This is a genomic window from Amycolatopsis tucumanensis, from assembly GCF_021654135.1.
In the GTDB taxonomy this organism is placed as follows: Bacteria; Actinomycetota; Actinomycetes; order Mycobacteriales; family Pseudonocardiaceae; genus Amycolatopsis_E; species Amycolatopsis_E tucumanensis.
The window spans coordinates 4,561-26,506 of sequence record NZ_JAKGSD010000025.1 but is presented as its reverse complement, the minus strand read 5'-3'; the positions used below and the strand labels follow the sequence as shown (position 1 = coordinate 26,506).

Below are 21,946 nucleotides of genomic sequence, written 5' to 3'. Positions count from 1 at the left end.
CGCGTCAGTCGGCGGAGGGCAGCCGCTCGCCCGTCTCCGGGTGGAAGGCGTGCACCTCCTCGGCGTCGCCGACCGCGATCTGGACGGTCTCGCCCAGCTGCGGCGGGCGGCGGCCGTCGGCGCGGACCACGAACCGCTCCACGCGGTCGCCGATCTTCACGCCGCCGTGGATGTAGGCGTCCGCGCCCAGCTCCTCGACCAGTTCGACGGTCAGCTTGGCCGCTTGCTCGCCGGCGCCGGCCAGGCGCAGCGACTCCGGCCGCAGGCCCAGCGTCACCGACTCCACCCCGGCTGAGCGCGCCGCGGCGAGCGTCGCGCGGGGGAGCGGCACGGTCAGCCCGTCCAGCTGCGCGCCGTCCGGGGTCAGGGCGACCGTCTTGAGGTTCATCGCGGGCGAGCCGATGAAGCCGGCGACGAAGGCGTTGCGCGGGCGCTCGTACAGGTTGCGCGGGGTGTCGCACTGCTGGAGCTTGCCGTCCTTGAGCACCGCGACCCGGTGGCCCATCGTCATGGCCTCGACCTGGTCGTGCGTGACGTAGATGGTGGTGGTGCCCAGGCGCTTCTGCAGCGCGGCGATGTTCGCGCGGGTCTCCACGCGCAGCTTCGCGTCCAGGTTGGACAGCGGCTCGTCCATCAGGAACACGGCGGGCTCGCGGACGATCGCGCGGCCCATGGCGACCCGCTGGCGCTGACCACCGGAAAGCGCTTTCGGCTTCCGGTCCAGGTACGGGGTCAGGTCGAGCAGGGCGGCGGCCTCGCGCACCCGCTCGGCGATCTTGGCCTTGGAGACCCGCTTGAGCTTGAGCGCGAAGCCCATGTTCTCGGCGACCGTCATGTGCGGGTAGAGCGCGTAGGACTGGAACACCATCGCGATGTCGCGGTCCTTCGGCGGGACGGCGGTGACGTCCTTGCCGTCGATGTGGATGGCGCCCTCGTCGACGTCCTCCAGGCCGGCGAGCATCCGCAGGGCCGTCGACTTGCCCGAGCCCGACGGGCCGACCAGAACCAGGAACTCGCCGTCGGCGATGTCGAGATCGAGGCTGTCCACGGCCCGGACCGGCGGGTTGCCGGGGTAGAGCCGCGACGCCTGCCGGTAGCTGACCTCAGCCATGGGGACCGCCCTTCGCGTCACGTCGTCGTACCCGGACTGTCTATCCGGACGGTCGCGGTGCTGGCCAGAGTTCGTCAATTCACTAAACTGACGAATGTGGAGGCGATGGGCGCGCAGGCGATGCGGCGGCACAACGTCGCGCTGGTCATGGAGCTGATCGCGCGGGACGCGCCGGTGTCGCGGGTCGAGCTGGCGCAGCGGACGGGGTTGACGAAGGCGACCGTGTCCAGCCTGGTGGCGGAGCTGACCGGGGCCGAGCTGGTGCGGGACCTGGGGCCGGAGCCGGGGCGCGCGCCGGGGCGTCCGGCGGGGCGGCTGGTCCTCGACCCGTACGGGCCGGTGGCGATGGGGCTGCAGTTCGGGTCCGGGCACATCGCCGGGGTGATCCTGGACCTGTCGGGGCGGCCGCTCGCGCGGGAGCTGCGGCGGTTCGACGTGGCCGGCGCCGGTGCCGCGGAGGGTGCGCGCGCGGCGCGGCCGGTGCTGCGGCGGCTGTTCGACGAGGCGACCACGGCCGGGCGGCTGGTCGCCGGGGTCGGGGTCGCGGTCGGCGGGCTGGTGTCGCGCGGGCTGGTGACGGCGTTGCCGCTGGGCTGGCGCGGGGCCGACGTGCGGGCGCTGGTGGCGGGGGAGTTGCGGGCGCTGGACCTGCACGGGCTGGACGTGCTGGTGGCCGGCGAGGTGGCGTGCGCGGCGCTGGCGGAGTACCAGGCCGGGGCCGCGCGGGACTGGTGGTACCTCGGCGGCGAGGAGGTGATCGGGCTCGCGCCGCTGAACCCGGCGGCCGAACTGGCCGGCGACCTGGGGCACGTCCCGGTGCGGCGCCGCGGTGAGGTGTGCGCCTGTGGCGGGCGGGGGTGCCTGGAGCTGTACGCGGGCCGCGCCGGGATGGCGGCGTCGGCGGGCGTGGCGGACGCGGGGATGGCCCGGCTGCTCGGGGTAGAGGAGCCGCTGGTTTCGCGGGTCCGCTCGGGAGACCCCGCGGCGTTGCGCGCGGTGGACCGGGCAGCCGAGGCGATGGCCGACGCGCTCGTCGGGGTGCGCGCGCTGCTCGCCCCGGAGACGATCGTGCTGGGCGGCCGCCTCGCGGCCTTCGGGGAGCCCTTCCGGCAGCGCGTGGTGGAGCGGCTGGCGCCGGGGCTGACCCTGCGCCCGGCGAAGCTGGGCGCGGACGCGGCACTGCGCGGCGCGGCGGGGAGCGTGATCGCCCGGGTGGTGGCGGACCCGCTGAGCTGGATCGAGGGCTGACCGCCCCGGTCGCTGTTCGACGCCGCGAACTCGGTGCCGAGAGTGGTACTAGAGCGTGATCACCACCTTCGCCCGCGCGTGTTCGGTCTCCAGGTAGCGGATCGCCTCCGCCGTCTTCTCCAGCGGGAAGTCCCGGTCGATCACCGGCTCCACGCGGCCCGCCTCGATCAGCTCGCTCAGCGCCGTGAGCAGCTCCCGGTTCGACGAGCCGGAGAAGTCCGCGATCCGCTGCCGGGTGAACCGCGACGCCAGCCGCCCGCGGATGATCAATCCCATCGGGCCGAACACGCTGCCGCCGCGCGACACGCCTCCGCCGGAGAGCAGGAGCGTGCCCTCCGGCGTCAGGACCCGGCGCAGGTCCGCGAGCGAGCGGTTCCCGACGAGGTCCAGCACCAGTTCGTAGCGGCTCGCGCCGCGGGTGAAATTCTCGCGCGTGTAGTCGACGACGTGGTCCGCGCCGAGCGAGGTCACCAGTTCGACGTTGCGCGTGCTGCACACCGCGGTCACCGTCGCGCCCAGCGCCTTCGCGATCTGCACCGCGAACGTGCCCACCCCGCCGGACGCGCCGTTGATCAGGACGTGCTGTCCCGCCCGCAACCGCCCGGCGTCCCGCAGCCCGACGAGCGCGGTGCTGCCGGCGAGCGGCACCGCGGCGGCCTGCTCGAAGGTCAGCTTCGCCGGCTTGGGCGCCCGCCGTTCCGCCGGCACGCACACGTACTCGGCGAAGGCGCCGTCGGACTCGCCGGTGTCGCCGTACACCTCGTCGCCGGGGGACAGGCCGGTGACGCCGTCCCCCACCGCGACGACGACGCCCGCCACGTCCCGGCCCCGGATGCGGAACCGCGGGCCGCGCAGGGATCGCGCGGCGAGGCGGAGGACGTAGGGGTCGCCGCGCATGATGTGCCAGTCGTAGGCGTTGACCGCGGCCGCGCGCACGCGGACGAGGACCTCGCCTGCCGACGGCCTCGGCTGGTCGGTCTCCTGCAGGGAGAGCACGTCGGGTGAGCCGTACCGGTCCTGGACGATCGCCTTCATCGGAAGCCTCCGTGTCGTGGCGGTACGGCGACGGTAAGGCGATCCCGGTAAATCCGGTATCGGGGACACCCCTGACGTTTTAGGCTCTGCCGATGATCGTCATCCTCGTCCCCGGCTTCTGGCTCGGCGCGTCCTCGTGGCGCGACGTCGAACCCGCACTGACCGCCGCCGGCCATACCGTGCGCGCGCTGACCCTGCCCGGCCTCGAAGCGGCCGCCGACCGCAACGGGATCGGCGTGCGCGACCACGTCGCCGCCATCGTGGCCGCGATCGACGCGGAGGACGAGCCGGTGGTCCTGGTCGGTCACTCCGGCGGCGGGCCCCTCGCCTACGCCGCCGCCGACGCCCGCCCGGACCGCGTGGCGCGGATCGTCTTCGTCGACGCCGGGCCGCTGTCCAGCGGCGCGTCGATCAACGAAGCCCTGCCCGCCGAGGGCGCCGACGTGCCGCTGCCGGACTGGGCGGCCTTCGAGGAAGCCGAGCTGGCCGGGCTCACCGGCGAGCTGCGCGAGCGGATGCGCGCCGAGGCGGTTCCCGAGCCGGCCGCGGTGACCCGCGAACCGGTCGAGCTGTCCGACGAGCGCCGCCGCGCGATCCCGGCGACGGTGATCTGCACGTCGATGCCCTCCGCCCAGGTGCGTGAGCTGATCGCCGCGCAGCACCCGTACGTGGCCGAGCTCGCCGCGATGAGCGACGTGGAGCTGGTCGACCTGCCGACCGGGCACTGGCCCCAGTTCAGCAGGCCGGCCGACCTCGGCGCGGCGATCGTGGCCGCGCTCGGTTAGTCCACTCCGGACGTCTCCGCGGCCGGCCAGGCCACTCCCGTCAGGCGACGTGGATCACCGGTGCGTGGTGGACCGGGAAGTTCACCGAGTTCGCGATGAAGCACAGCTCGTGCGCCCGGTGGTGCAGTTCGGCGGCCTTGTCCGCCGCGCTCGCGTCGGTGATCGTGACTTCGGGGTGCAGGGTCACCTCGGTGAAGTGCCCGCCGCCGCCGGGTGTTTCGGCCATGCGGCCGGTCGCGGCGTCCCGGTAGCCGGTGACGGTGATGCCGTGCCGGGCGCACAACGCCAGGTAGGTCAGCAGGTGGCACTGCGACAACGACGCCACCAGCAGCTCCTCGGGGTTCCAGCGGGCCGGGTCGCCGAGGAAGGCCGGGTCCGCGGTCGCCGCGATGGGCGCCTTGCCGTCGGCGGTGACGTCGTGGCCGCGGTCGTAGGCGCGGTAACCCCCGGCGGTGGAGCCGTTCCAGGTGACCGTGACCTCGTAGCCGTGTTCCTTGCTCATCGGGGTGCTCCTCCGGGTAGTGCGGACAGGGTGCTCAAGACGTGTTCGCGGGCCAGTGCAGCGGCCGACGGCCCGTCGCCGCTGGTGATGGCTTCGACGAGGCGGCGGTGCTCGTCGTCGACCTGGCCGGTGCGGCTGGGGGCGGTCAGGGAATCCTGTGTGGACACGAGGATCCGGTCCCACACGCGGTCGAGGAAGCCGAGCGCGAGGGAGTTCCCGGCCAGGACCGCGACGTGCCGGTGGAATTCGCGGTTGTGCCGCACGCCGGTGATCAGGTCGCCGGCCCGGGTGGCGCGGTCGGCGTCGTCGGCGAAGCCGGTCAGCCGGGCCAGCGCGGCGGGCGCGATCTCGCCGGCCTGCTGCCGCTGGGCGGCCAGCTCGGCGGTAAGCGCTTCCAGCGAGGCGCGGACGAGGTAGGCCTCGCGCAGTTCCGCGTCGCTCAGCCGGATCACGGTGACGCCCCGCTGCCCGCTCTCGACCAGGCCGTCACTTTCCAGGCGCCGCAACGCCTCCCGCACGGGCGTGCGGCTCACGTCGAGCCGCTGCGACAGATCCAGTTCGGTGAGGCGCTGCCCGGGCGGGAAGGCTCCGCCGACGATCAGCTCCCGCACGCGGTCGTACGTCGTCTCCACGGCATGCACTGTATACAATGCATGCGAGCAGCGCCAGTCCGTAGGATCACGGCATGGCAGCCGACGAACCGACGATCCTGGCCACCTCCGGCGGCGTCCGGGCCTCGGCGCGACTGGACTGGGAGGCCGGCCCCCTGACGCGGTACGCGGTCGAGCTCGCCGGCGTCACCGGCCGCGCGCCGCGGGTGTGCTTCCTGGGCACCGCCTGCGGCGACGACCGCCGCCTGACCGCCACCTTCTACGAGAACGCGTGGCGCGAGGGGTGGGCGGGCAGCCACGTGGCGTTGCTGCCGATGCCGAACATCGCCGACCTCGCCGGGCACCTGCTGTCCCAGGACGTGATCTGGGTGTGGGGCGGCAGCGTCGCCGGGCTGCTGGCGCTGTGGCGGCTGCACGGCCTGGACGTGGTGATGCGCGACGCGTGGCAGGCCGGGGTGGTTCTCACCGGTGTGTCGGCGGGCTCGATCTGCTGGCACACCGGGGGCACGACCGACTCGTTCGGCCCCGAGCTGCGGCCAGTGACCAACGGGCTCGGCCTGCTCCCGTGGTCCAACGGCGTCCACCACGACAGCGAACCCGCCCGGCGGCCGCTGTTCCAGTCGCTGGTCGCGGACGGCACCCTGCCACCCGGCTACGCGACCGACGACGGAGCCGGACTGCTCTACCGCGGCGGCGAACTCGCCGAGGCGCTCGCCGAGCGGGACCGCGCCGGCGCGTACCGGGTGGAGCGCGGCCCGGACGGCGGCGCGGTCGAGACACCCCTGGACGTGCGCCGGATCCGCTGACGCACGCGGTGACTTCCGGCCCTTCCTGCGCCCCGCCGGGCGGAGCAGCGTGGAAGCCGGAGACCACCGGGAGGCTGCCATGCGGGACAAGAACTGGCATGTCGACATCGTGATCGACGAGCACGAGACGCGGACCCGCGCCACGGCGCGACTGCACACCGGCGAGCGGACCAGCCTGGTCGGGATCGGGACCGCCCGCCTCAACCCGGCCGACACCAACGTGCCCGAGATCGGGGACGAGCTGGCCACCGCGCGGGCGCTCAGCGACCTGGCGCACCGGCTGCTGGACGCGGCCGCGGGCGACATCGAGGAAGTGACGCACCAGCCCGCGCACCTGCGGTACTGACAGCGCGGCCGGCCAAGGGGAGGACCGTGGTGAAAGCGGCCGTCGTGCCCGAGACCGGCGCGAAGCTGGAGATCCGGGACCGCCCGGTGCCGGAGCCGGGACCGGGCCAGGTGCTGGTCCGGATGCTCGCCAGCGGCCTGTGCCACACCGACGTCCACCTCCTGCGGGGCGACTGGCCGCTGCGGCCGCGCCCGTCGACCGTGCCGGGGCACGAGGGCGTCGGCGTGGTGGAGGAGCTGGGGCCCGGCGCCTCGCTGCACCGGCCGGGGGAGCGCGTCGCGATCAGCTGGCTCGGCTCCGCGTGCGGGCACTGCGAGCACTGCGTGTCCGGCTGGGAGAACCTGTGCGAGGACCAGTGCGACACCGGGTGCTCCGCGGACGGCACCTTCGCCGAGTACGCGCTCACCGACGACCGGTACGCCGTGGCGGTCCCGGAGGAACTGTCCGCTGTGGACGCCGCCGCGCTGACGTGCGCGGGGACGGCCGCGTTCCGGGCGGTGAAGGTGTCCCGGCTTGCCGCGGGTGAGCTGGTCGCGGTGTTCGGCGTCGGCGGGCTCGGGCACCTCGCGATCCAGTACGCCCGCATGGCCGGCGGCCGCGTGGTGGCGGTCGACGTCGACGACGAGAAGCTGGACCTGGCCCGCCGGGTGGGCGCCGACCACCTCGTCGACGCCCGCTTCGCCGACCCGTCCGTCGAGATCGGCCTCCTCGGCGGCGCCGGCGTCGCGCTCGCGCTGGCCCCGTCCGCGGAGTCCCTCGCCCAGGCCTACCGGTCGCTGCGGCGCGGCGGGCGGCTGGTGTGCGTCGCGCTGCCCGCCCGCGGCGCACTGACGGTGCCGCTGTTCGACGCGGTGACCGGCGGGAAGACGGTGACCGGCTCGATCGGCGGGACCCGCCGCGACACGGCCGACGTGTTCGCGCTGCACGCCGCCGGGCGGACCTGCGTGGTGGCCGAGACCCGCGCGCTGGAGGACGTCAACACCTGCCTCGCCGAGCTGCGGGCCGGCGAGATCCCGGCCAGGGTCGTGCTCGACCTCGGCGCGTCGCTCTGGTCCCTGTGACAACATCGGGCGCGGTGACAACATCGAGCGCCGTGCCGGCCACTGTCCGGTGTGACCATGCAACTGACCGGGCTGGGGGTACCGGTGGAGCCGGGCGACGCCGATCTGTGGGCGCGGGGTGATCGCGAAGCCTTCGCGGCGCTCTTCGAACGCCACGCGCAGGCGGTGTGGAACCACGCCTACCGGCTGACCGGCTCCTGGGCCAGCGCCGAGGACCTCACCTCCGCGACCTTCCTGACCGCCTGGCGCAAGCGCGCCGACCTCACCCTGGTGCGCGACAGCGCGCTGCCCTGGCTGTTCACCGTCGCGGGCAACCTCGCGCGCGACGAGCACCGCGGCCGCACGCGGCGGCTGCGGCTGCTGCGCCGGATGCCCGATCCCGCCCCGGTGTCCGACCACGCCGACGGCGTCGCCGACCGCCTCGACGGCGAAGCGCGCCTGCGGCTGATCATCGACGCCGTCCGCGCCCTGCCCGCGGCGCAACGGCAGGTCGTCGAGCTGTGCCTGCTCGGCGAGCTGCCGGTCGCCGACGCCGCCGCCCTGCTCGAGGTCGCCGAGGTGACCGTGCGCGCGCACCTGTCGCGCGCCCGCGCCCGGCTCCGTGCCCTGCTGGAGGAGAAATGAGCCACACCCTGCCGCCGCGCCGCGAGCTGCCGCCCGAGGTGCGCGAACGGATGCGCGCCACCGTGCGAGCCGGGATGGCCCCCCGCCGCGGCCGCGCCCTCGTGGCCGGCGCCGCCGTGGTCGTGCTCGTCGCCGGCGTGCTGGTCGGCGCCCAGTTCTTCCGCTCGTCCGCGCCGGTTCCCGTCGGCTCCGGTGGTGTCGACGACCGGTGCTGGGGCGCGATCGAGTCCGCGGGCAAGACCGGGCAGGTCCCGCCGCGGGAGGAGTGGCGCGCCACCGGCAGCCGCGTGCTCGGCGACGACGTCGTCACCTCCTACCTGGCCGGCGGCAGGCCGGTCTTCTGCGAGACCACGGCGACCACGGTCACCGTGTCCGATCCGTCCGCCGAGCCGGCCTACGCCGCGGGCAGCCGCACCGGGCTGCTGCTCTACACCGGGACCGGATTGGCCGCTGGGGTCGCCGATCCGTCGTGGCCGAGCATCGAGCTGTCCCTGCCCGATGGCCTCGGCATCACCGTCGAGCCGGTCACGCCGGGGACCGGTGTGTTCACCGCGTTCACCGCGACCGACCCGGCGACCACCACCCTGTGGGCCGGGAAGTCGGTCGAGGGCCAGCGGACCCGCCCCGGTCCGCGGGTCGAACTGCCGCCGGCCCCGGCGCCGCTGGTCAGCATCGTCGACCAGCAGGGTGACCGGACCTCGCCCGCCGGGCGCGCGCTCGGCGAATGCCTGGCCGCGCTGCCCGCACCGCCCGCCGACGCCGATGCCTACCAGCCCGGCGGCCTGCTGGAGCACGGGCCGTACCGCGTGGTGCTGGGGCGCAGCGCCGAGCACATGATCGCGTGCGTCACCGCGCCCACCGGATCGTCACTGCACCTCGACACGTTCCTCGGCAGGTCGATCCCGGTCCGTCGGCTGTCGGTGCCCGCGCAGGCCGGGAAGGTGCCCTTCGTGGGCCTCGTGCCCCGGTCGGCCACGAGCGTGGTCGCAGACTTCGGCACCGGGGAGCCGGTCACCGTGCCCGTCGTGAACGGGACGTTCGCGGCCTGGCTGCCCGACGGCGCGAAGCCGGTGTACCCCGACACGGGCGAGGCCTGGGTGCGGGTGCTGGACGCGCGGGGCGCCGCCCTCTACAACGGCCCGGTCGTGCTGCGATGACCGGCCACAGTGGACGGTGACTCAGCCGAGGAAGGTCACGGTCTCGGTGAGCGGGGCGCGTTCGGTGCGCTCCGGGGTCACGGCGGCGTAGCCGATGGACAGGCCGCAGAAGAGCACCAGCCGTTCCGGCGGTGACACCACCTCGGCCACCGTCGTGCGGTAGACCGACCACGCCATCTGCGGGCAGCTGTCCAGCCCCTCCGTGCGGAGCAGCAGCATCACCGTCTGCAGGTACATGCCGGCGTCCGCCCACTGGGCGGCGCCCATGATCCGGTCGAGGTAGCAGAACAACGCGGCCGGGGCGCCGAAGCAGTCCCAGTTGCGCGCGACCGTGGCCTGCCGGGCGGTGGCGTCGTCCCGGGGGATGTTCCGGTAGCGCCGGGCCGCCGCCGCGGACCGGCGTTCCCGGTACGGGGACGGCAGATCGGGCGGGTACATCGGGTACTCGCGTGGGTCGCCGGGGTCGCCTGCCGCGACGCGTTCGAGCGTCCGCTTCTTCAGATCCGCCAGCGGCTCGCCGGTCACCACGAACACGTGCCACGGCTGCAGGTTTCCCCCGGACGGCGCCCGCGCCGCCGCCCGCAACACCCGGGAGAGCACCTCGTGTGGGACGGGCGTGTCCCGGAAGGAGCGCACCGCCCGGCGCGTCGCGACCGCTTCGTAAACGTCCACAGTGTCCTTTCCGCCCGTGAGTGGTCCTAAAGTGGTGACGACCGACGGCGGCGAAAGGTGACCGGTGGACTTCGAAGCGCATCGCGAGCAGCTGACCGGCGTGGCCTACCGCATGCTCGGCTCGCTCGCCGACGCCGAGGACGCCGTCCAGGAGACGTGGCTGCGGATGGCGCGCGCGGACACCAGCGAGGTGCGCAACCCGGCCGGCTGGCTGCGGACGGTGCTGTCGCGGGTGTGCCTGGACATGCTCCGGCAGCGCGCCCGCCAGGAGCCCGTGGAGGAACCCGATCCCGCGCCGGGCGCGGACCGGGAAGTGCTGTTCGCCGAGGAGGTGGGCCGCGCGCTGCTGGTGGTGCTGGACCGGCTGGGCCCCGACGAGCGGGTCGCGTTCGTGCTGCACGACGTGTTCGCCGTGCCGTTCGACGAGATCGCCCCGATCGTCGGCCGCACCACGGCGACGGCGAAGAAGCTCGCCAGCCGGGCACGCGCGAAGGTCCGCGGCACCTCCCCGAGCCCGGACGCGGCCGGTCAGCGGCGGGTGATCGAGCCGTTCCTGGCGGCGTCCCGGACCGGCGACCTCGACGCGATCGTCGCGGTGCTGAGCCCGGACGTGGTGCGCCGCGCCGACGGCCGCCCCGACGTGCGCGGCGCCCGCCGCGTGGCGGAGGAGATCGTCGTGTTCGGCCGGAACGCGCGGTTCGCCGACTTCGCCCTCGTCGACGGCGAACCGGGTCTGGTGATCGCGCCGGACGGCCGCCTCCGGCTGGCGATCCGGTTCACGATCAGCCGCGGACTGGTCGCCGGCTACGAGCTGATCAGCAGCCCCGCCCGCCTGGCGCGGACCGCACTGGCTCTGGCGTGAGGTCCGATTCGGACGGTCAACGTGCTCTGACCGGGGTCAGCGCAGCCGCGCCGGCAGGTGTTCGAAGCCCCGCAGGATGCGGGTGCCGCGGCGGGTCGCGCCGGGGGTGAGGCGGAGGTCCGGGAAGCGGTCGAACAGCGTCCGCAGACCGACCTCGCCCTCCATGCGGGCCAGCGCGGCGCCCAGGCAGTAGTGCCTGCCCGCCGAGAACGAGATGTGCTCGCGGGCGTTCTCGCGGCGGACGTCGAACCTCGCGGGGTCCTCGAAGACCTCCGGGTCGCGGTTGGCGCCGGCCAGGATCGTCGTCACCACCGAGCCTCCGCGGACCCGCACGCCGCCGACCTCGGTGTCGCGCAGGCAGGTGCGCCCGGTGAGCAGCACCGGCGGGTCGACGCGCAGGATCTCGTCGACCGCGTTCGGCCACAGCGACGGCTCCGCACGCAGCGCGGCGAGCTGCTCGGGGTGGTCGTGCAGCAGGGTGATGCCGTTGCCGAGCAGGTTCACCGTCGTCTCGAAGCCCGCGGCGAGCACCAGCCCGGCGGTCGCCCGCAGCTCCAGATCGGTCAGCCCGACCCCGTCCTCGCGTGCCGCGACCAGCTGGCTGAGCAGGTCGTCGCCGGGGCGGGCGCGCAGGCGGTCCAGGTGGTCGCCGAGCCAGGCGTCGAAGTCGGCCAGCGCCGACTCGACCGCGCGGAACTCCCGCCACGGCAGCCCGAGGTCCAGGCTCGGCGCGGCGGCGGTGCCCAGCTCCAGCACCCGCTGCCGCTGCTCCGGCGGCACCCCGAGGATCTCGGCGATCACGGTCACCGGCAGCAGCGCGCAGTAGGCCTCGACGAGGTCCACTGGCCGGTCCGGGTCCAGCGCGTCCAGCAGCTCGCGGGCGATCTCCTCGGTGCGGGCCCGCAGCTTCTCCACCGCGCGGACGGTGAACACGCGGGTCACCAGCTTGCGGTAGCGGGTGTGGTCCGGCGGCTCGGTCGCCAGCAGCGACGGCGGCGCGATCGGGTGCAGCGTGTCCGACGCCGACCACTCGCTCAGCCGCGCCAGCACCCCGTCGGACCCGGCGCCCACGCCGGCGCGGAAGTCGTTGCTGGTCAGCACTTCCCGCACCGCCGCGTGGCTGGTCGTGACGTAGGCGAAGGAGCCCTTGTAGAGCGGGCCGTGGCCGCGGATCTCGTCGAACAGGCCGGACAACGCGGCGGTGGGGGAGACCGCGGCTTCGGCGACGAGCCGCGCCTGCAGGTCGCCGCGCCGGGCCGCGGCGCGCAGGACCGTGCGGGGCAGCGCGTGGCCGATGCCCCAGCGCACCACCGGTTTCAGGCCGTCCTGCAGCCGGGTCGTCACGACATCCACCTCCACCGTGGTACCGCCGAGTACCAGGCACGGTAGAGCCGGACGTGCCGCCCGGTCAAGCGGCTGGGTTAGGTTGACCGCGTGACGGACGTCGACGTGGCGGGCACCGGGTTCCGCGACCGGCTGCTGCAGGGCATGGCCGCCGCCCTGCGCGAACGGGACTACCACGACGTCACGATCGCCGACGTCGTGAACCACGCGCGCACGTCGAAGCGCACCTTCTACGAGCAGTTCGCGAGCAAGCAGGAGTGCTTCGTCGAGCTGCTGCGGCAGACCAACGCGCGGATGATCCGGGACATCGCGGCCGCGGTCGAGCGGGACGCGCCCTGGCAGGCGCAGGCGCGTCAGGCGGTGGAGGCGCTGATCGCGTCGATGGAGAGCGATCCCGCGCTGTGCCTGAGCTGGATGCGGGCGGCGCCGTCGCTGGGCGAGGCGGGCCGTGCGCTGTCCCGCGAGACGATGGACTCGTTCGTGGCGTTGATGCGCACGCTGGCGGACACGCCCGAACTGCGGGCGGCCGGCGTGGTGCCCCCGTCGCGGGAGCTGGCGATCACCCTGTTCGGCGGGCTGCGCGAGCTGATCGCGATCACCCTGGAGGAGGGCGGGAACCTGGCGGGCACGGTGGACGTGGCGACCGAGGTCGTCATGCTGATCATGGGCCCCCGGGCACGCTGACCTGCTCGACGGCCGTCGCGCTCGCCGGGCGGGGGTCCCGCGGGACGACGATCCCGTTCACCGGTGCGAGCATCAGGCGTTGCCCATGACCGCGGTGCCGCGGTAGCACCATGCCCGCGAACTCAAGGCCCTCGCCGAGGTCCACCTCCCGCGGCAGCCTGTTGCCCCCGGGGCATCTCCCTCGGGATCGGTGCACGGTTCGTGAACAGCCGACCGAGACCGGACACGAAAGAGTGACGTGCGTCACGTTCGTCGCTATCGTCCCTTTATGTCCACAAGTGAGGAACGCACCAGAGAGCGTACGGAGAGCGTGACCTCGGCCCTGCTGACCGGCGGCACCTACCGGGGCCTCGCGGAGCAGAAGCTGTCCCCGGCGGAGGAGCGGTTCGAGCGGGCCCGGCGGACCGTCGGCTTCGTGCTCGCGCCGCTCGTGACCATCGTCTTCCTGTTCGTGCCCACCGCGCTGGACTCCAGCCAGCAGACCCTGGCGGCGGTGCTGCTCGGCGTGGTGGTGCTGTGGGTGTGCGAACCGGTGCCGATCCCGATCGGCGGCCTGATCGGGGTCGCCGCCATCGTGGTCCTCGGCGTGCTGCCCGCCGACGACGTGCTGGAACCGTTCGGCTCGTCGACGGTGTTCGTCTTCATCGGGGCGTTCATCCTGGCCCAGGCGATGCTCCGGCACGGGCTGGCCCGCCGGTTCGCCTTCTTCATCCTCTCCGTCCCCGGCGTCGGCCGCAGCACCTGGCGCGTCATCGCCGCGCTCGGGTTCGTCACGTGCGTGCTGTCGGCGTTCATCTCCAACACCGCGACCGTCGCGATGCTGCTGCCGACCGCGGTCGGCCTGCTGACCGTCATCGCCGAGCTGATCCGCACCCGGACGCCGGAGGGGGAGCGGTTCGACCCGCTGCGGCTGCGGGTGGGCATCGCGCTGATGCTCGTCCTCGCCTACGGCGCCAGCGTCGGCGGGCTGCTCACGCCGATCGGCTCGCCGCCCAACCTGATCGGGCGCGGCCTGATCGAGGAGGCCACCGGCGAGCGGATCTCGTTCCTGCAGTGGACCACGATGGCGCTGCCCGCCTGCGCGGCGATGTTCGTCGTCCTGATCGTGCTGCTGATCCTGCTCAACCGCCCGGAGATCAAGAAGCTCACCGGCGTCGAGGAGTACGTGGCCGGCGAGCGGGCGAAGCTGGGCGGGTTCTCGGCCGCCGAGCGCAACACCCTGATCGCCTTCAGCATCACCGTCGTGCTGTGGGTGACGCCGGGCATCGTGGCACTGGTGGCAGGCAACGACTCCCGCGCCTACGAACTGGTCAGCGACCGGCTCGACGAGGGCATCGTCGCCGTCCTCGGCGCCGCGCTGCTGTTCGTGCTGCCGACCAACTGGCGGGAGCGCCGATTCACGCTCACCTGGTCCGAGGCCGCCCGCATCGACTGGGGCACCATCCTGCTGTTCGGCAGCGGCATCATCTTCGGCTCGCTGCTGGCCGACACCGGGCTCGCGGAACGGGTGGGCAACGGGCTGGCCGGCGCGCTCGGGATCGGCAGCGGGATCGCGCTCACGGTCTTCGCGGTGCTGCTGGCGATCCTGGTGTCCGAGACGACCTCCAACACCGCGTCGGCGGCGGTGGTCGTGCCGATCGTCATCCCGATCGCGATCGCCGCCGGGGTCGACCCGTTCACCCCGGCGCTGGCCGCGACCTTCGCCGCGTCGTTCGGGTTCATGCTGCCGGTGTCCACGCCGCAGAACGCGATCGTCTACGGCTCCGGCGCGGTGCCGATCACCAAGATGATCCGCTCCGGCGCGGCGTTCGACGTCATCGGCGCGATCCTGATCATGCTGCTGATCCCGGTGATGGTCGCCGCGGTCGGGTTCGCGTGATGGATGACCGGTCGCCACCCCCGTCGGGTGGCGACCGGCCCGCCCGGGGTCAGACGGTCACGGCGGTGCGCCAGCCCGGCTGGTAGGACTCGCGCGCCATGACCGAGTACGGCGCGGGGCTGACGATCGCGCGGACGGCGAACTGTTCGTGCGGCTGGACGGTGGTCTTGCGGCTGCCGCCGCCGGGCTCGCCCCAGACGACGGTGACCTCGGCGCCGAGGGGGACGTCGGGGTTGATGGTGGCGAGGGAGAGGGCGGTGCGTTCGTTGGCGCTGTAGCCGGTGAACAGGGACAGTCCGATCACGTTGCCATCAGCGTCGAGGATCGAGTCGAAGTTGGACGACCCGTAGTTGGCGTTGGGCAGGTCGAAGAACTGGTAGACCGGGCCGTCCTTGGCGACCGGGTTGGCCAGGAGTTTGCCGACGTCCTCGGCGTTCCAGGCCAGAGTCACCTTGCGGCGCTGGGTGTCCGGGTCGATGGCGGCGAGGGCGTCGCGGCCGATGAAGTCGTGGTCGAACTTGACGAAGCCGCCGTAGCCGAGCTCCCAGGGGTTGAGGTAGTAGTCGCGGATGTCGTCGGAGACGAAGCTGCCGGCGAGCGCGTTGGTGGCTTCGTAGCTCTCGGCGGGCAGCCACTCCCGGTACGGCCGCAGTTCCTCGGCGGTGTAGACGGCGGGCAGCGGCGAGGGGATCCAGCCGGATTCCAGGGTGTTGCACGAGTAGGCGCGGGCGCCGCACGGTTCGAGGCCGAACTCGCGCCCGGCTTCCAGGATGGCGTCGCGGATCTTGTCGTAGGTCTCGTACGGGCCCCAGATCTCCAGTCCGGGAGCGCCGGCCATGCCGTGGCGCAGGGTGCGGACGCGCTCGCCGGCGATGGTCAGGTAACCCATGCGGAAGAACTTGACCTGCTCGACCGGGCCGCCGTTGACCTTCTCGATGACCTCCCACGCGCGCGGGCCCTGGATCTGGAAGCGCCACAGGTCGCGGGTGACGGGTTTGCCGTAGGGGCGGGAGGGGGAGCGCTGGTCCAGCCGCAGGTCGACGTTGTACCCGCGGGTGGCCTGGTAGGTGAGCCAGTTCGCGACCGGAGCGCGCCCGACGAAGACGAACTCCTCCTCGGCGAGGTGGAACAGGATGCCGTCGCCGATCACGCCGCCCTCGGGGGAGACCGGCACGAACTGCTTCGCCGTGTTGACCGGGAACTTGGCGACGCTGTTGATGCCGGTGTCGGAGATCAGCTTGAGCGCGTCCGGGCCGGAGACGAACAGGTTGACCATGTGGTGGCTCTGGTCGAACAGCACCGCGGTCTCCCGCCAGGCGGTGACCTCGCGGCGGAAGTTGGTGAACTCGCTCGGCACGACGGGGTAGATGTAGGCGCCCAGCTGGGAGGCGCGCAGCAGCTCGACCGGGTTGCCTGCCTGGTCGAGCACTTCCTGCAGGTTCTTGGCGGTCATGCGGGGGATCCGTTCTGGTAGGGGACGTAGGTGACGCCCAGGTCGGTGAGCTTGCTGCGCAGGCCGTAGCGGTCGAGGCCGAGTTCGCCGTCGCGGAAGGCCTTCCGCGTGGCTTCTTCCTTCTCCGCGCGGGCGCGGGACTTGTCGAGGGCGCGGTCGAGGTCGGCGCGGGGCACGACCATCACGCCGTCGTCGTCGGCGAGGACCGCGTCGCCGGGGTGGATCAGCTGCCCGCCGACGACGATGGGCACGTTGACCGCGCCCGCGGTGGCCTTGACGGTGCCCTGCGCGGACACCGCGGCCGACCAGACCGGGAAGCCCATGGCACGCAGGTCGGCCACGTCGCGGACGCCGGTGGTGGTGACCAGCCCGCGCACGCCCCGGTACTGCAGGGCGGTGGCGAACAGTTCGCCGAACAACCCGTCCTGGCAGGGAGACGTGGTGGTGACGACCAGGAGGTCACCGGGGCGGCACTGTTCGATGGCGGCGTGGATCATCAGGTTGTCGCCGGGCCAGCACAGCACGGTGACTGCGGTGCCGCCAACGCGGGAACCGTTCTGGATCGGACGCAGGTGCGGCCCGAGCAACCCGGTGCGGCCCAGCGCTTCGTGCACGGTCGCGACACCGTACTCGGCGAGCTTGTCGACCTTCTCGATCGGGGCGCGCGGAGGATCGGTGACGACGACCGTCCTCATGCGAGTTCCCCGGTCACCTGCGGGTAGAGGCGCATGTAGGCCTCGCCCATGGTGTGGTGCGGCAGCCCGAGGTTGGGCGCGGCGTTGCGCTTGACCTGCACGCCACGGCGTTTGGCGAGATCGGTGTAGTAGTCCCACATGTGCTGCTGCGCGGGCAGGCACTCCATCGCCTTGCGCTTGGTGTCGAACACCTCGGTGATGTCCAGCAGCACGTTCGGTTTGAAGTCGCACTGCTCCGGCTGGTGCGGTTCGAAGAAGAACACCGGCGGCGCGCCCAGCGGCTCGCCCGGGGCGTCGTAGCCGATGGCCTGCGCCAGCACCCGCGCCTGCAACGCCATCCGCGCGGCCGCGGGGTGGTCGCCGTTGTAGGGGTCGGCCAGCTGGTGCGTCAGCACCACCGACGGGTTGACCTCCCGGTAGACGCGCACCATCCGGTCGACCAGCTCAGGGGTCTCTTGCAGCGGGTAGTCGCCGGCGTCGAGGAACTCGATCTCCGCGCCCAGGACTCCGGCGGCGTTTTCGGCTTCGCCGCGGCGGATCTTCTTGATCTCGTCCAGCGTTCTGCCCTCGCGCCAGGCCTTCGCGGACTCGCCGCGCTCGCCGAAGCTCAGGCACAGCACCTTGGCCCGCCGGCCCCGGCTGGTGGCCAGGGCGATCGCACCCGCCGCGCGCCAGACGAAATCCCCCGCGTGCGCACTGACCACCAGTAACGTCATCGCCTTCTCCTCGTGTCGTCGTCGCCGCCCACGATGGACACTAGGAGCCGCGCGGGGCCGCCGTGAGGTCCTCCAGGCGGCTCCGGCGTGCGTCATTTGTCGCGCCCGGGGCTGTCTCGATGCCGGGCGAAACCCCGCGCCGGCTCGGGTCTACTGGGCTGCATGAGCCACTCCGGTCGCCTGGCGGATCTCGTGCGCGCCATGAGCTACGAGGTCATGCCGTTCCCGAGCACCGAACGGAAGGTCCTCGAGCACGTGCCGGTGACCGTGCCGCTGACGGTCACGGTCACCGAGGCGAAGGGGCTCGACACCACCCTCGACCTCACCGAACGGCTGCTCGGCCACGGTTACCGCGCCACGCCGCACCTGGCCGCGCGGTTGTTCCGCGACGACCGGCACGTCGCCGACGTGGCCTCCCGCCTGCGGGAGGCCGGCGCCGACTCGGTGTTCGTCGTCGGCGGGGACGCACCCGCTCCGGCCGGTCGCTTCCCGGACGCGTACTCGCTGCTGCAGGCGCTGGAGCGCGCCGGGCACTCCTTCCGCCAGGTCGGCATCGGCGGCTATCCCGAAGGGCACGGCGTGATCCCGCAGGAGGCGGTCGACCTCGCGCTGAAGCAGAAGGCGCCGCTGGCCACGCGGATCCTCACGCAGATCTGCTTCACCGCCGCGACCACGCACGCCTGGGCGGAGCGGATCGCCGCCTCCGGCATCGACCTGCCCGTGCACGTCGGCATCCCGGGCCCGGTCAACCGGCAGAAGCTGATCCGCATCTCGGCCGGCCTCGGTCTCGGTCAGTCCGCGCGGTTCCTGCGCAAGCAGCAAAACCTGTTGTGGCGGTTCCTGCTGCCCGGCGCCTACCAGCCCGGCAAGCTGGCGCGGCGGCTCGCGTCCCGGCCCGCCGGGAACATCCGCGGCCTGCACATCTTCACGTTCAACGAGCTCCAGGGCACGGAACGGTGGCGGCAGGGCCTGCTGGCCGCGCTCGGCGCCCGGGACGGCCGGTCATGATCGTCGCCGAGGACTACGGCAGGCTCATCGTGCAGGGCGCCGACCGGCCGGGCATCGTCTCGGCGGTGTCGGCGATCCTGGCCGGACACGGCGCCAACGTGGTCGCCCTTGACCAGTCCACCAGCGACCCCGCGGGCGGCCGGTTCTTCCAGCGCACCGTCTTCCACCTGCCGGACCTGCCGTCGAAGCTGCCCGCGCTGGGCGAGGCGCTGGACGCGAAGCTGGTGGACGAGCTCGGCCTGAGCTTCCGGCTGGTCGAGGCGCGGCGGCACAAGCGCGTGGCGATCCTGGTGTCCAAACTGGACCACTGCCTGCTGGACCTGCTGTGGCGGCAACGGCGCGGCGAGCTGCGCATGACGGTGCCGATGGTGATCTCCAACCACCCCGATCTCGGCGACGACGTCCGGCAGTTCGGCATCCCGTTCTTCCACGTGCCGGTGGAGAAGGAGCGCAAGGCCGAGGCGGAGAAGGAACAGCTGAACCTGCTCAAGGGCAACGTCGACCTCGTGGTGCTAGCCCGGTACATGCAGATCCTGTCCGGCGGGTTCCTGGACGAGCTGGGCGTGCCGGTGATCAACATCCACCACTCGTTCCTGCCCGCGTTCATGGGCGCGGGCCCCTACCAGCGGGCGAAGGAACGCGGCGTGAAGCTGGTCGGCGCGACCGCCCACTACGTCACCGAGGACCTCGACGAGGGGCCGATCATCGAGCAGGACGTCATCCGGGTGTCGCACCGCGAGTCCGCCCGCGACCTGCAGCGCCGCGGCGCTGACGTGGAACGGCTCGTGCTGTCCCGCGCCGTGTCGTGGCACTGCGACGACCGAGTCATCCGCGACGGCAACACCACCGTCGTCTTCTGAAGGAGGGGACATGGGCCAGGCACGCGACGACTACGTCCTGGATCTCGCGGCCAGCAGGCGGGGCTACGCCCTGAACCGGATGTGCCTGTCGCTGAAGGACGCCGCCAACCGCGAGCGGTTCAGCGCCGACGAGGCCGCCTACTGCGATGCCTACGGGCTGTCGCCGGAGCAGAAGAAGGCGGTCCTGGACCGGGACTGGACCGGGATGCTCGACCTGGGCGCGTCCATTTTCTACACGTTCAAGCTCGCGATGATGGATCAGAAGTCGATGCAGTACCTCGGTGGCGTGTTCACCGGGATGACCGCGGAGGAGTTCGCGGCGGCGCTGCGCTCGGGAGGGCGGAAGTTTGGCTGAGGTGATCTGGGGTCTGGCGACCTCGCACGTGCCCTCGATCGGCGCGGCGATGGACAACGGCAAGACCGGCGACGAGTACTGGAAGCCGTTGTTCGACGGCTACGCCCCGGCGCGGGAGTGGATGGCGCGGCACACGCCGGACGTGGCGATCGTGGTCTACAACGACCACGCCAATGCGATCGACCTGGACCTGGTGCCCGCCTTCGGCATCGGCACCGCGGAGTCCTACCAGGTGGCCGACGAGGGCTGGGGCCGCCGCCCGGTGCCGGTGGTGCGGGGGGCGCCGGAACTGAGCGAGCACCTGGTCCGCGAACTGGTGGACGAGGGGTTCGACCTGGCCACCTTCCACCGCCTCGACGTCGATCACGGGCTGACCGTGCCGCTGTCGGTGTACTGCCCGGAGCCGGGCGAGGCGTGGCCGTGCCGCGTGATCCCGTTGCTGGTCAACGTGATCCAGTACCCGCAGCCGACCGCGGCCCGCTGCTACGCGCTGGGGCAGGCGCTGGGGCGGGCGATCCGGTCGTTCCCCGGCGCGGAGAAGGTCGCCGTGTTCGGCACCGGCGGGATGTCGCACCAGCTGGCCGGCGCGCGTGCCGGGCTGATCAACAGCGAGTTCGACCGGATGTACCTGCAGGCGATCGAGACCGAGCCGGCGAAGCTGGCCGCGCTGACCCGCGAGGACTACATCCGGCTGGCCGGGACGGAGGGGATCGAGCTGATCATGTGGCTGGTGATGCGCGGCGCGCTGAGCGAGAACATCCGGCGGGTGCACGAGACCTACCACGTGCCGGCGTCCAACACCGCCGCCGGGATGGCGCTGTTCGAGGAGCTGGGCGCATGAGCACCTTCGTGCTGGTGCACGGCGCGTGGCACGGCGGCTGGGTGTGGCAGCGGGTCGCGCCGCTGCTGCGCGCCGCCGGGCACGAGGTGCACACGCCGACGCTGACCGGGGTGAGCGATCGCGCGCACCTGCTGAGCCCGTCGGTCGGGCTGGGCACGCATGTCGAGGACGTCGTGGCCCTGATCGAGGCGTGGGAGGTGGACGACGTGGTGCTGGTCGGGCACAGCTACGCGGGGCAGGTGATCACCGGCGTGGCCGACCGGGTGCCGGACCGGGTGGCGCGGCGCGTGTACCTGGACGCGTTCGTCGGCGACGACGGCGAGGCCGCGGTCGACCTGCAGCCGGAGACGATCGCCGGGCACTACCGCGAGTCGGTCGCCACGGCCGGGTTCGGGTGGCTGATCCCGGTGCGGTCGCTGCAGGTGCTCGGGGTGACCGAGCAGTCCGATGTGGACTGGCTGAGCGTCCGGCTGACCCCGCACCCGTGGCTGAGCTACACCGAACCGCTGCGCCTGACCGGCGCGGTGGAGCGGGTGCCCGCGGCGTTCGCCGAGTGCACCGACTGGATGCGGGTCTTCCAGCCCCACGCCGAGCGGGCCGCCGCGCGGGGCTGGCCGGTGCACACGATCGCCACCGGCCACGAGGCGATGGTCACCGCGCCCAAGGAACTGGCCGGCCTGCTGTTGTCCCTGGTCTGAGGAGGAGTCTTTCGTGGAGTTCCTGGTCCGCACGGAGAACCGGCTGCCCGCCGACACGCCCGGCCAGACCCGCGACCAGCTGCGCAAGGCGGAGCGGGAGCGGGCGATGGAGCTGCGGGCGGACGGCGTGCTGAAGCGGCTGTGGCGGGTCCCCGGCCGCAACGCCACGATCGGCCTCTACGAAGCCGAGGACCCTGCCGCCCTGCACGACGCGCTGACGTCGCTGCCGATGTGGCCGTGGATGGATGTCACGGTGGAGGCACTGGCGACGCATCCGCAGGAGCGCTGAGCGCGCCAGGGCTTCCCGGAGGAGCGGGCGCTCCCGGCGCGTTCCTGGGCGCTCTGCGTGCGCAGCGTTTCCCGGAAGTGCAGGGCACTCGGCGCGTCCCTGGGGAGGCGCAGCGCGTCGCCGGTGGGGAGGGCGCCGCTTGCCTCGCCGTGGTGGGCTCGGGCCGTGGTGGCGCTGCTCGCCTGGAGCCGTGCGAAGCGCCTCCCGGAGGATCGGTCGCGCCCGGCGCGTTCCTGGGAGCTCTGAGTGCGCAGCGTTCCCGGAAGTGCAGGCCGCCCTGCGCGTCCCCGGGGGAGGCGCACCG

The 21,946-nt window shown here is 73.0% G+C and carries 25 protein-coding genes; 16 read left to right on the top strand and 9 right to left on the bottom strand.

The window, feature by feature from the left end:
- Positions 1–4: 4 nt before the first annotated feature.
- A complete protein-coding gene (locus L2C96_RS23730; RefSeq protein ID WP_017987899.1) occupies positions 5–1,111 on the bottom strand; it encodes an ABC transporter ATP-binding protein in 1,107 nt (368 codons plus the stop codon).
- A 105-nt stretch (positions 1,112–1,216) separates the two neighbouring features.
- On the opposite strand from L2C96_RS23730, the gene L2C96_RS23720 reads away from it, so the two are divergent.
- Positions 1,217–2,359: an ROK family transcriptional regulator gene (locus tag L2C96_RS23720; RefSeq protein ID WP_272883159.1), complete on the top strand. Its 1,143-nt coding sequence runs from the start codon at positions 1,217–1,219 to the stop codon at positions 2,357–2,359.
- 48 nt (positions 2,360–2,407) lie between these two features.
- Here the strand turns inward: L2C96_RS23720 and L2C96_RS23715 are convergent, their stop codons facing one another.
- On the bottom strand, positions 2,408–3,394 hold the full coding sequence (locus tag L2C96_RS23715) for an NAD(P)-dependent alcohol dehydrogenase (RefSeq protein WP_237337811.1): 987 nt from the start codon (positions 3,392–3,394) through the stop codon (positions 2,408–2,410).
- 92 nt (positions 3,395–3,486) lie between these two features.
- Between L2C96_RS23715 and L2C96_RS23710 the strand changes: the two genes are divergently transcribed.
- Positions 3,487–4,179: an alpha/beta fold hydrolase gene (locus L2C96_RS23710; RefSeq protein WP_237337810.1), complete on the top strand. Its 693-nt coding sequence runs from the start codon at positions 3,487–3,489 to the stop codon at positions 4,177–4,179.
- Between the two features lie 40 nt (positions 4,180–4,219).
- Here L2C96_RS23710 and L2C96_RS23705 read toward each other — a convergent pair whose 3' ends face one another.
- Together L2C96_RS23705 and L2C96_RS23700 are read right to left on the bottom strand one after the other, a co-directional pair.
- Positions 4,220–4,681, bottom strand: coding sequence for an OsmC family protein (locus tag L2C96_RS23705; RefSeq protein ID WP_237337809.1), 462 nt, complete (start codon positions 4,679–4,681; stop codon positions 4,220–4,222).
- On the bottom strand, positions 4,678–5,313 hold the full coding sequence (locus tag L2C96_RS23700; protein ID WP_237337808.1) for a GntR family transcriptional regulator: 636 nt from the start codon (positions 5,311–5,313) through the stop codon (positions 4,678–4,680). Before L2C96_RS23700 ends, L2C96_RS23705 begins: the two co-directional genes overlap by 4 nt.
- A 53-nt stretch (positions 5,314–5,366) precedes the next feature.
- Between L2C96_RS23700 and L2C96_RS23695 the strand changes: the two genes are divergently transcribed.
- The 5 genes from L2C96_RS23695 (at position 5,367) to L2C96_RS23675 (ending at position 9,286) form a co-directional block, all read left to right on the top strand.
- Positions 5,367–6,098: a Type 1 glutamine amidotransferase-like domain-containing protein gene (locus L2C96_RS23695; RefSeq protein ID WP_020423203.1), complete on the top strand. Its 732-nt coding sequence runs from the start codon at positions 5,367–5,369 to the stop codon at positions 6,096–6,098.
- A 79-nt stretch (positions 6,099–6,177) separates the two neighbouring features.
- Entirely contained in the window at positions 6,178–6,444 is a 267-nt protein-coding gene (locus L2C96_RS23690; protein ID WP_237337807.1) for a DUF1876 domain-containing protein, read from the top strand.
- A 26-nt stretch (positions 6,445–6,470) separates the two neighbouring features.
- The gene (locus L2C96_RS23685) at positions 6,471–7,505 is read left to right on the top strand and encodes an alcohol dehydrogenase catalytic domain-containing protein (protein WP_237337806.1); all 1,035 of its coding nucleotides are present in this window, start codon (positions 6,471–6,473) and stop codon (positions 7,503–7,505) included.
- A 57-nt stretch (positions 7,506–7,562) separates the two neighbouring features.
- The gene (locus tag L2C96_RS23680; RefSeq protein ID WP_020423200.1) at positions 7,563–8,129 is read left to right on the top strand and encodes an RNA polymerase sigma factor; all 567 of its coding nucleotides are present in this window, start codon (positions 7,563–7,565) and stop codon (positions 8,127–8,129) included.
- The gene (locus L2C96_RS23675; RefSeq protein WP_237337805.1) at positions 8,126–9,286 is read left to right on the top strand and encodes a hypothetical protein; all 1,161 of its coding nucleotides are present in this window, start codon (positions 8,126–8,128) and stop codon (positions 9,284–9,286) included. The genes L2C96_RS23680 and L2C96_RS23675 overlap by 4 nt, the downstream gene beginning before the upstream one ends.
- Before the next feature lie 21 nt (positions 9,287–9,307).
- On the opposite strand, the gene L2C96_RS23670 is transcribed toward L2C96_RS23675, so the two are convergent.
- Positions 9,308–9,958 (bottom strand): nitroreductase, encoded by a 651-nt coding sequence (locus L2C96_RS23670; protein ID WP_237337804.1) that lies wholly within the window; start codon positions 9,956–9,958, stop codon positions 9,308–9,310.
- 64 nt (positions 9,959–10,022) lie between these two features.
- Here L2C96_RS23670 and L2C96_RS23665 point away from each other — a divergent pair, with 64 nt between their 5' ends.
- A complete protein-coding gene (locus L2C96_RS23665) occupies positions 10,023–10,820 on the top strand; it encodes a sigma-70 family RNA polymerase sigma factor (RefSeq protein ID WP_237337803.1) in 798 nt (265 codons plus the stop codon).
- 36 nt (positions 10,821–10,856) lie between these two features.
- Here the strand turns inward: L2C96_RS23665 and L2C96_RS23660 are convergent, their stop codons facing one another.
- Positions 10,857–12,179 (bottom strand): cytochrome P450, encoded by a 1,323-nt coding sequence (locus tag L2C96_RS23660; RefSeq protein ID WP_308191178.1) that lies wholly within the window; start codon positions 12,177–12,179, stop codon positions 10,857–10,859.
- A 75-nt stretch (positions 12,180–12,254) separates the two neighbouring features.
- On the opposite strand from L2C96_RS23660, the gene L2C96_RS23655 reads away from it, so the two are divergent.
- A complete protein-coding gene (locus L2C96_RS23655; protein ID WP_020423195.1) occupies positions 12,255–12,848 on the top strand; it encodes a TetR/AcrR family transcriptional regulator in 594 nt (197 codons plus the stop codon).
- 310 nt (positions 12,849–13,158) lie between these two features.
- Positions 13,159–14,727 carry an SLC13 family permease gene (locus tag L2C96_RS23650; RefSeq protein ID WP_237337802.1) on the top strand — a complete coding sequence of 523 codons (1,569 nt, stop codon included), beginning with the start codon at positions 13,159–13,161 and terminating at the stop codon, positions 14,725–14,727.
- Between the two features lie 49 nt (positions 14,728–14,776).
- Here the strand turns inward: L2C96_RS23650 and ligM are convergent, their stop codons facing one another.
- From ligM to L2C96_RS23635, 3 genes are read right to left on the bottom strand one after another with little or no spacing between them, the layout of a single operon-like run.
- Positions 14,777–16,180 carry a vanillate/3-O-methylgallate O-demethylase gene (ligM, locus tag L2C96_RS23645; protein WP_237337801.1) on the bottom strand — a complete coding sequence of 468 codons (1,404 nt, stop codon included), beginning with the start codon at positions 16,178–16,180 and terminating at the stop codon, positions 14,777–14,779.
- Complete coding sequence (locus tag L2C96_RS23640; RefSeq protein ID WP_237337800.1) at positions 16,177–16,875, bottom strand: 4-carboxy-4-hydroxy-2-oxoadipate aldolase/oxaloacetate decarboxylase; 699 nt, start codon at positions 16,873–16,875, stop codon at positions 16,177–16,179. The genes ligM and L2C96_RS23640 overlap by 4 nt, the downstream gene beginning before the upstream one ends.
- Positions 16,872–17,591 carry a PIG-L deacetylase family protein gene (locus L2C96_RS23635; protein WP_237337799.1) on the bottom strand — a complete coding sequence of 240 codons (720 nt, stop codon included), beginning with the start codon at positions 17,589–17,591 and terminating at the stop codon, positions 16,872–16,874. Before L2C96_RS23635 ends, L2C96_RS23640 begins: the two co-directional genes overlap by 4 nt.
- A gap of 162 nt (positions 17,592–17,753) precedes the next feature.
- Here L2C96_RS23635 and L2C96_RS23630 point away from each other — a divergent pair, with 162 nt between their 5' ends.
- Genes L2C96_RS23630 through L2C96_RS23605 form a run of 6 tightly spaced genes read left to right on the top strand, consistent with a single transcriptional unit; the run spans position 17,754 to position 21,642 of the window.
- On the top strand, positions 17,754–18,599 hold the full coding sequence (locus tag L2C96_RS23630; RefSeq protein WP_237337798.1) for a methylenetetrahydrofolate reductase: 846 nt from the start codon (positions 17,754–17,756) through the stop codon (positions 18,597–18,599).
- Positions 18,596–19,459, top strand: coding sequence for a formyltetrahydrofolate deformylase (gene purU, locus L2C96_RS23625; protein WP_237337797.1), 864 nt, complete (start codon positions 18,596–18,598; stop codon positions 19,457–19,459). Before L2C96_RS23630 ends, purU begins: the two co-directional genes overlap by 4 nt.
- A gap of 10 nt (positions 19,460–19,469) precedes the next feature.
- Positions 19,470–19,814 (top strand): protocatechuate 3,4-dioxygenase, encoded by a 345-nt coding sequence (locus L2C96_RS23620; RefSeq protein ID WP_237337796.1) that lies wholly within the window; start codon positions 19,470–19,472, stop codon positions 19,812–19,814.
- Between the two features lies 1 nt (position 19,815).
- Complete coding sequence (locus tag L2C96_RS23615; RefSeq protein WP_486303671.1) at positions 19,816–20,655, top strand: class III extradiol dioxygenase subunit beta; 840 nt, start codon at positions 19,816–19,818, stop codon at positions 20,653–20,655.
- The gene (locus L2C96_RS23610) at positions 20,652–21,353 is read left to right on the top strand and encodes an alpha/beta fold hydrolase (RefSeq protein ID WP_237337794.1); all 702 of its coding nucleotides are present in this window, start codon (positions 20,652–20,654) and stop codon (positions 21,351–21,353) included. Before L2C96_RS23615 ends, L2C96_RS23610 begins: the two co-directional genes overlap by 4 nt.
- A 13-nt stretch (positions 21,354–21,366) precedes the next feature.
- Positions 21,367–21,642, top strand: a complete 276-nt coding sequence (locus L2C96_RS23605; protein WP_020423184.1) for a muconolactone Delta-isomerase family protein — start codon at positions 21,367–21,369, stop codon at positions 21,640–21,642.
- The last annotated feature ends 304 nt before the right edge of the window (positions 21,643–21,946 follow it).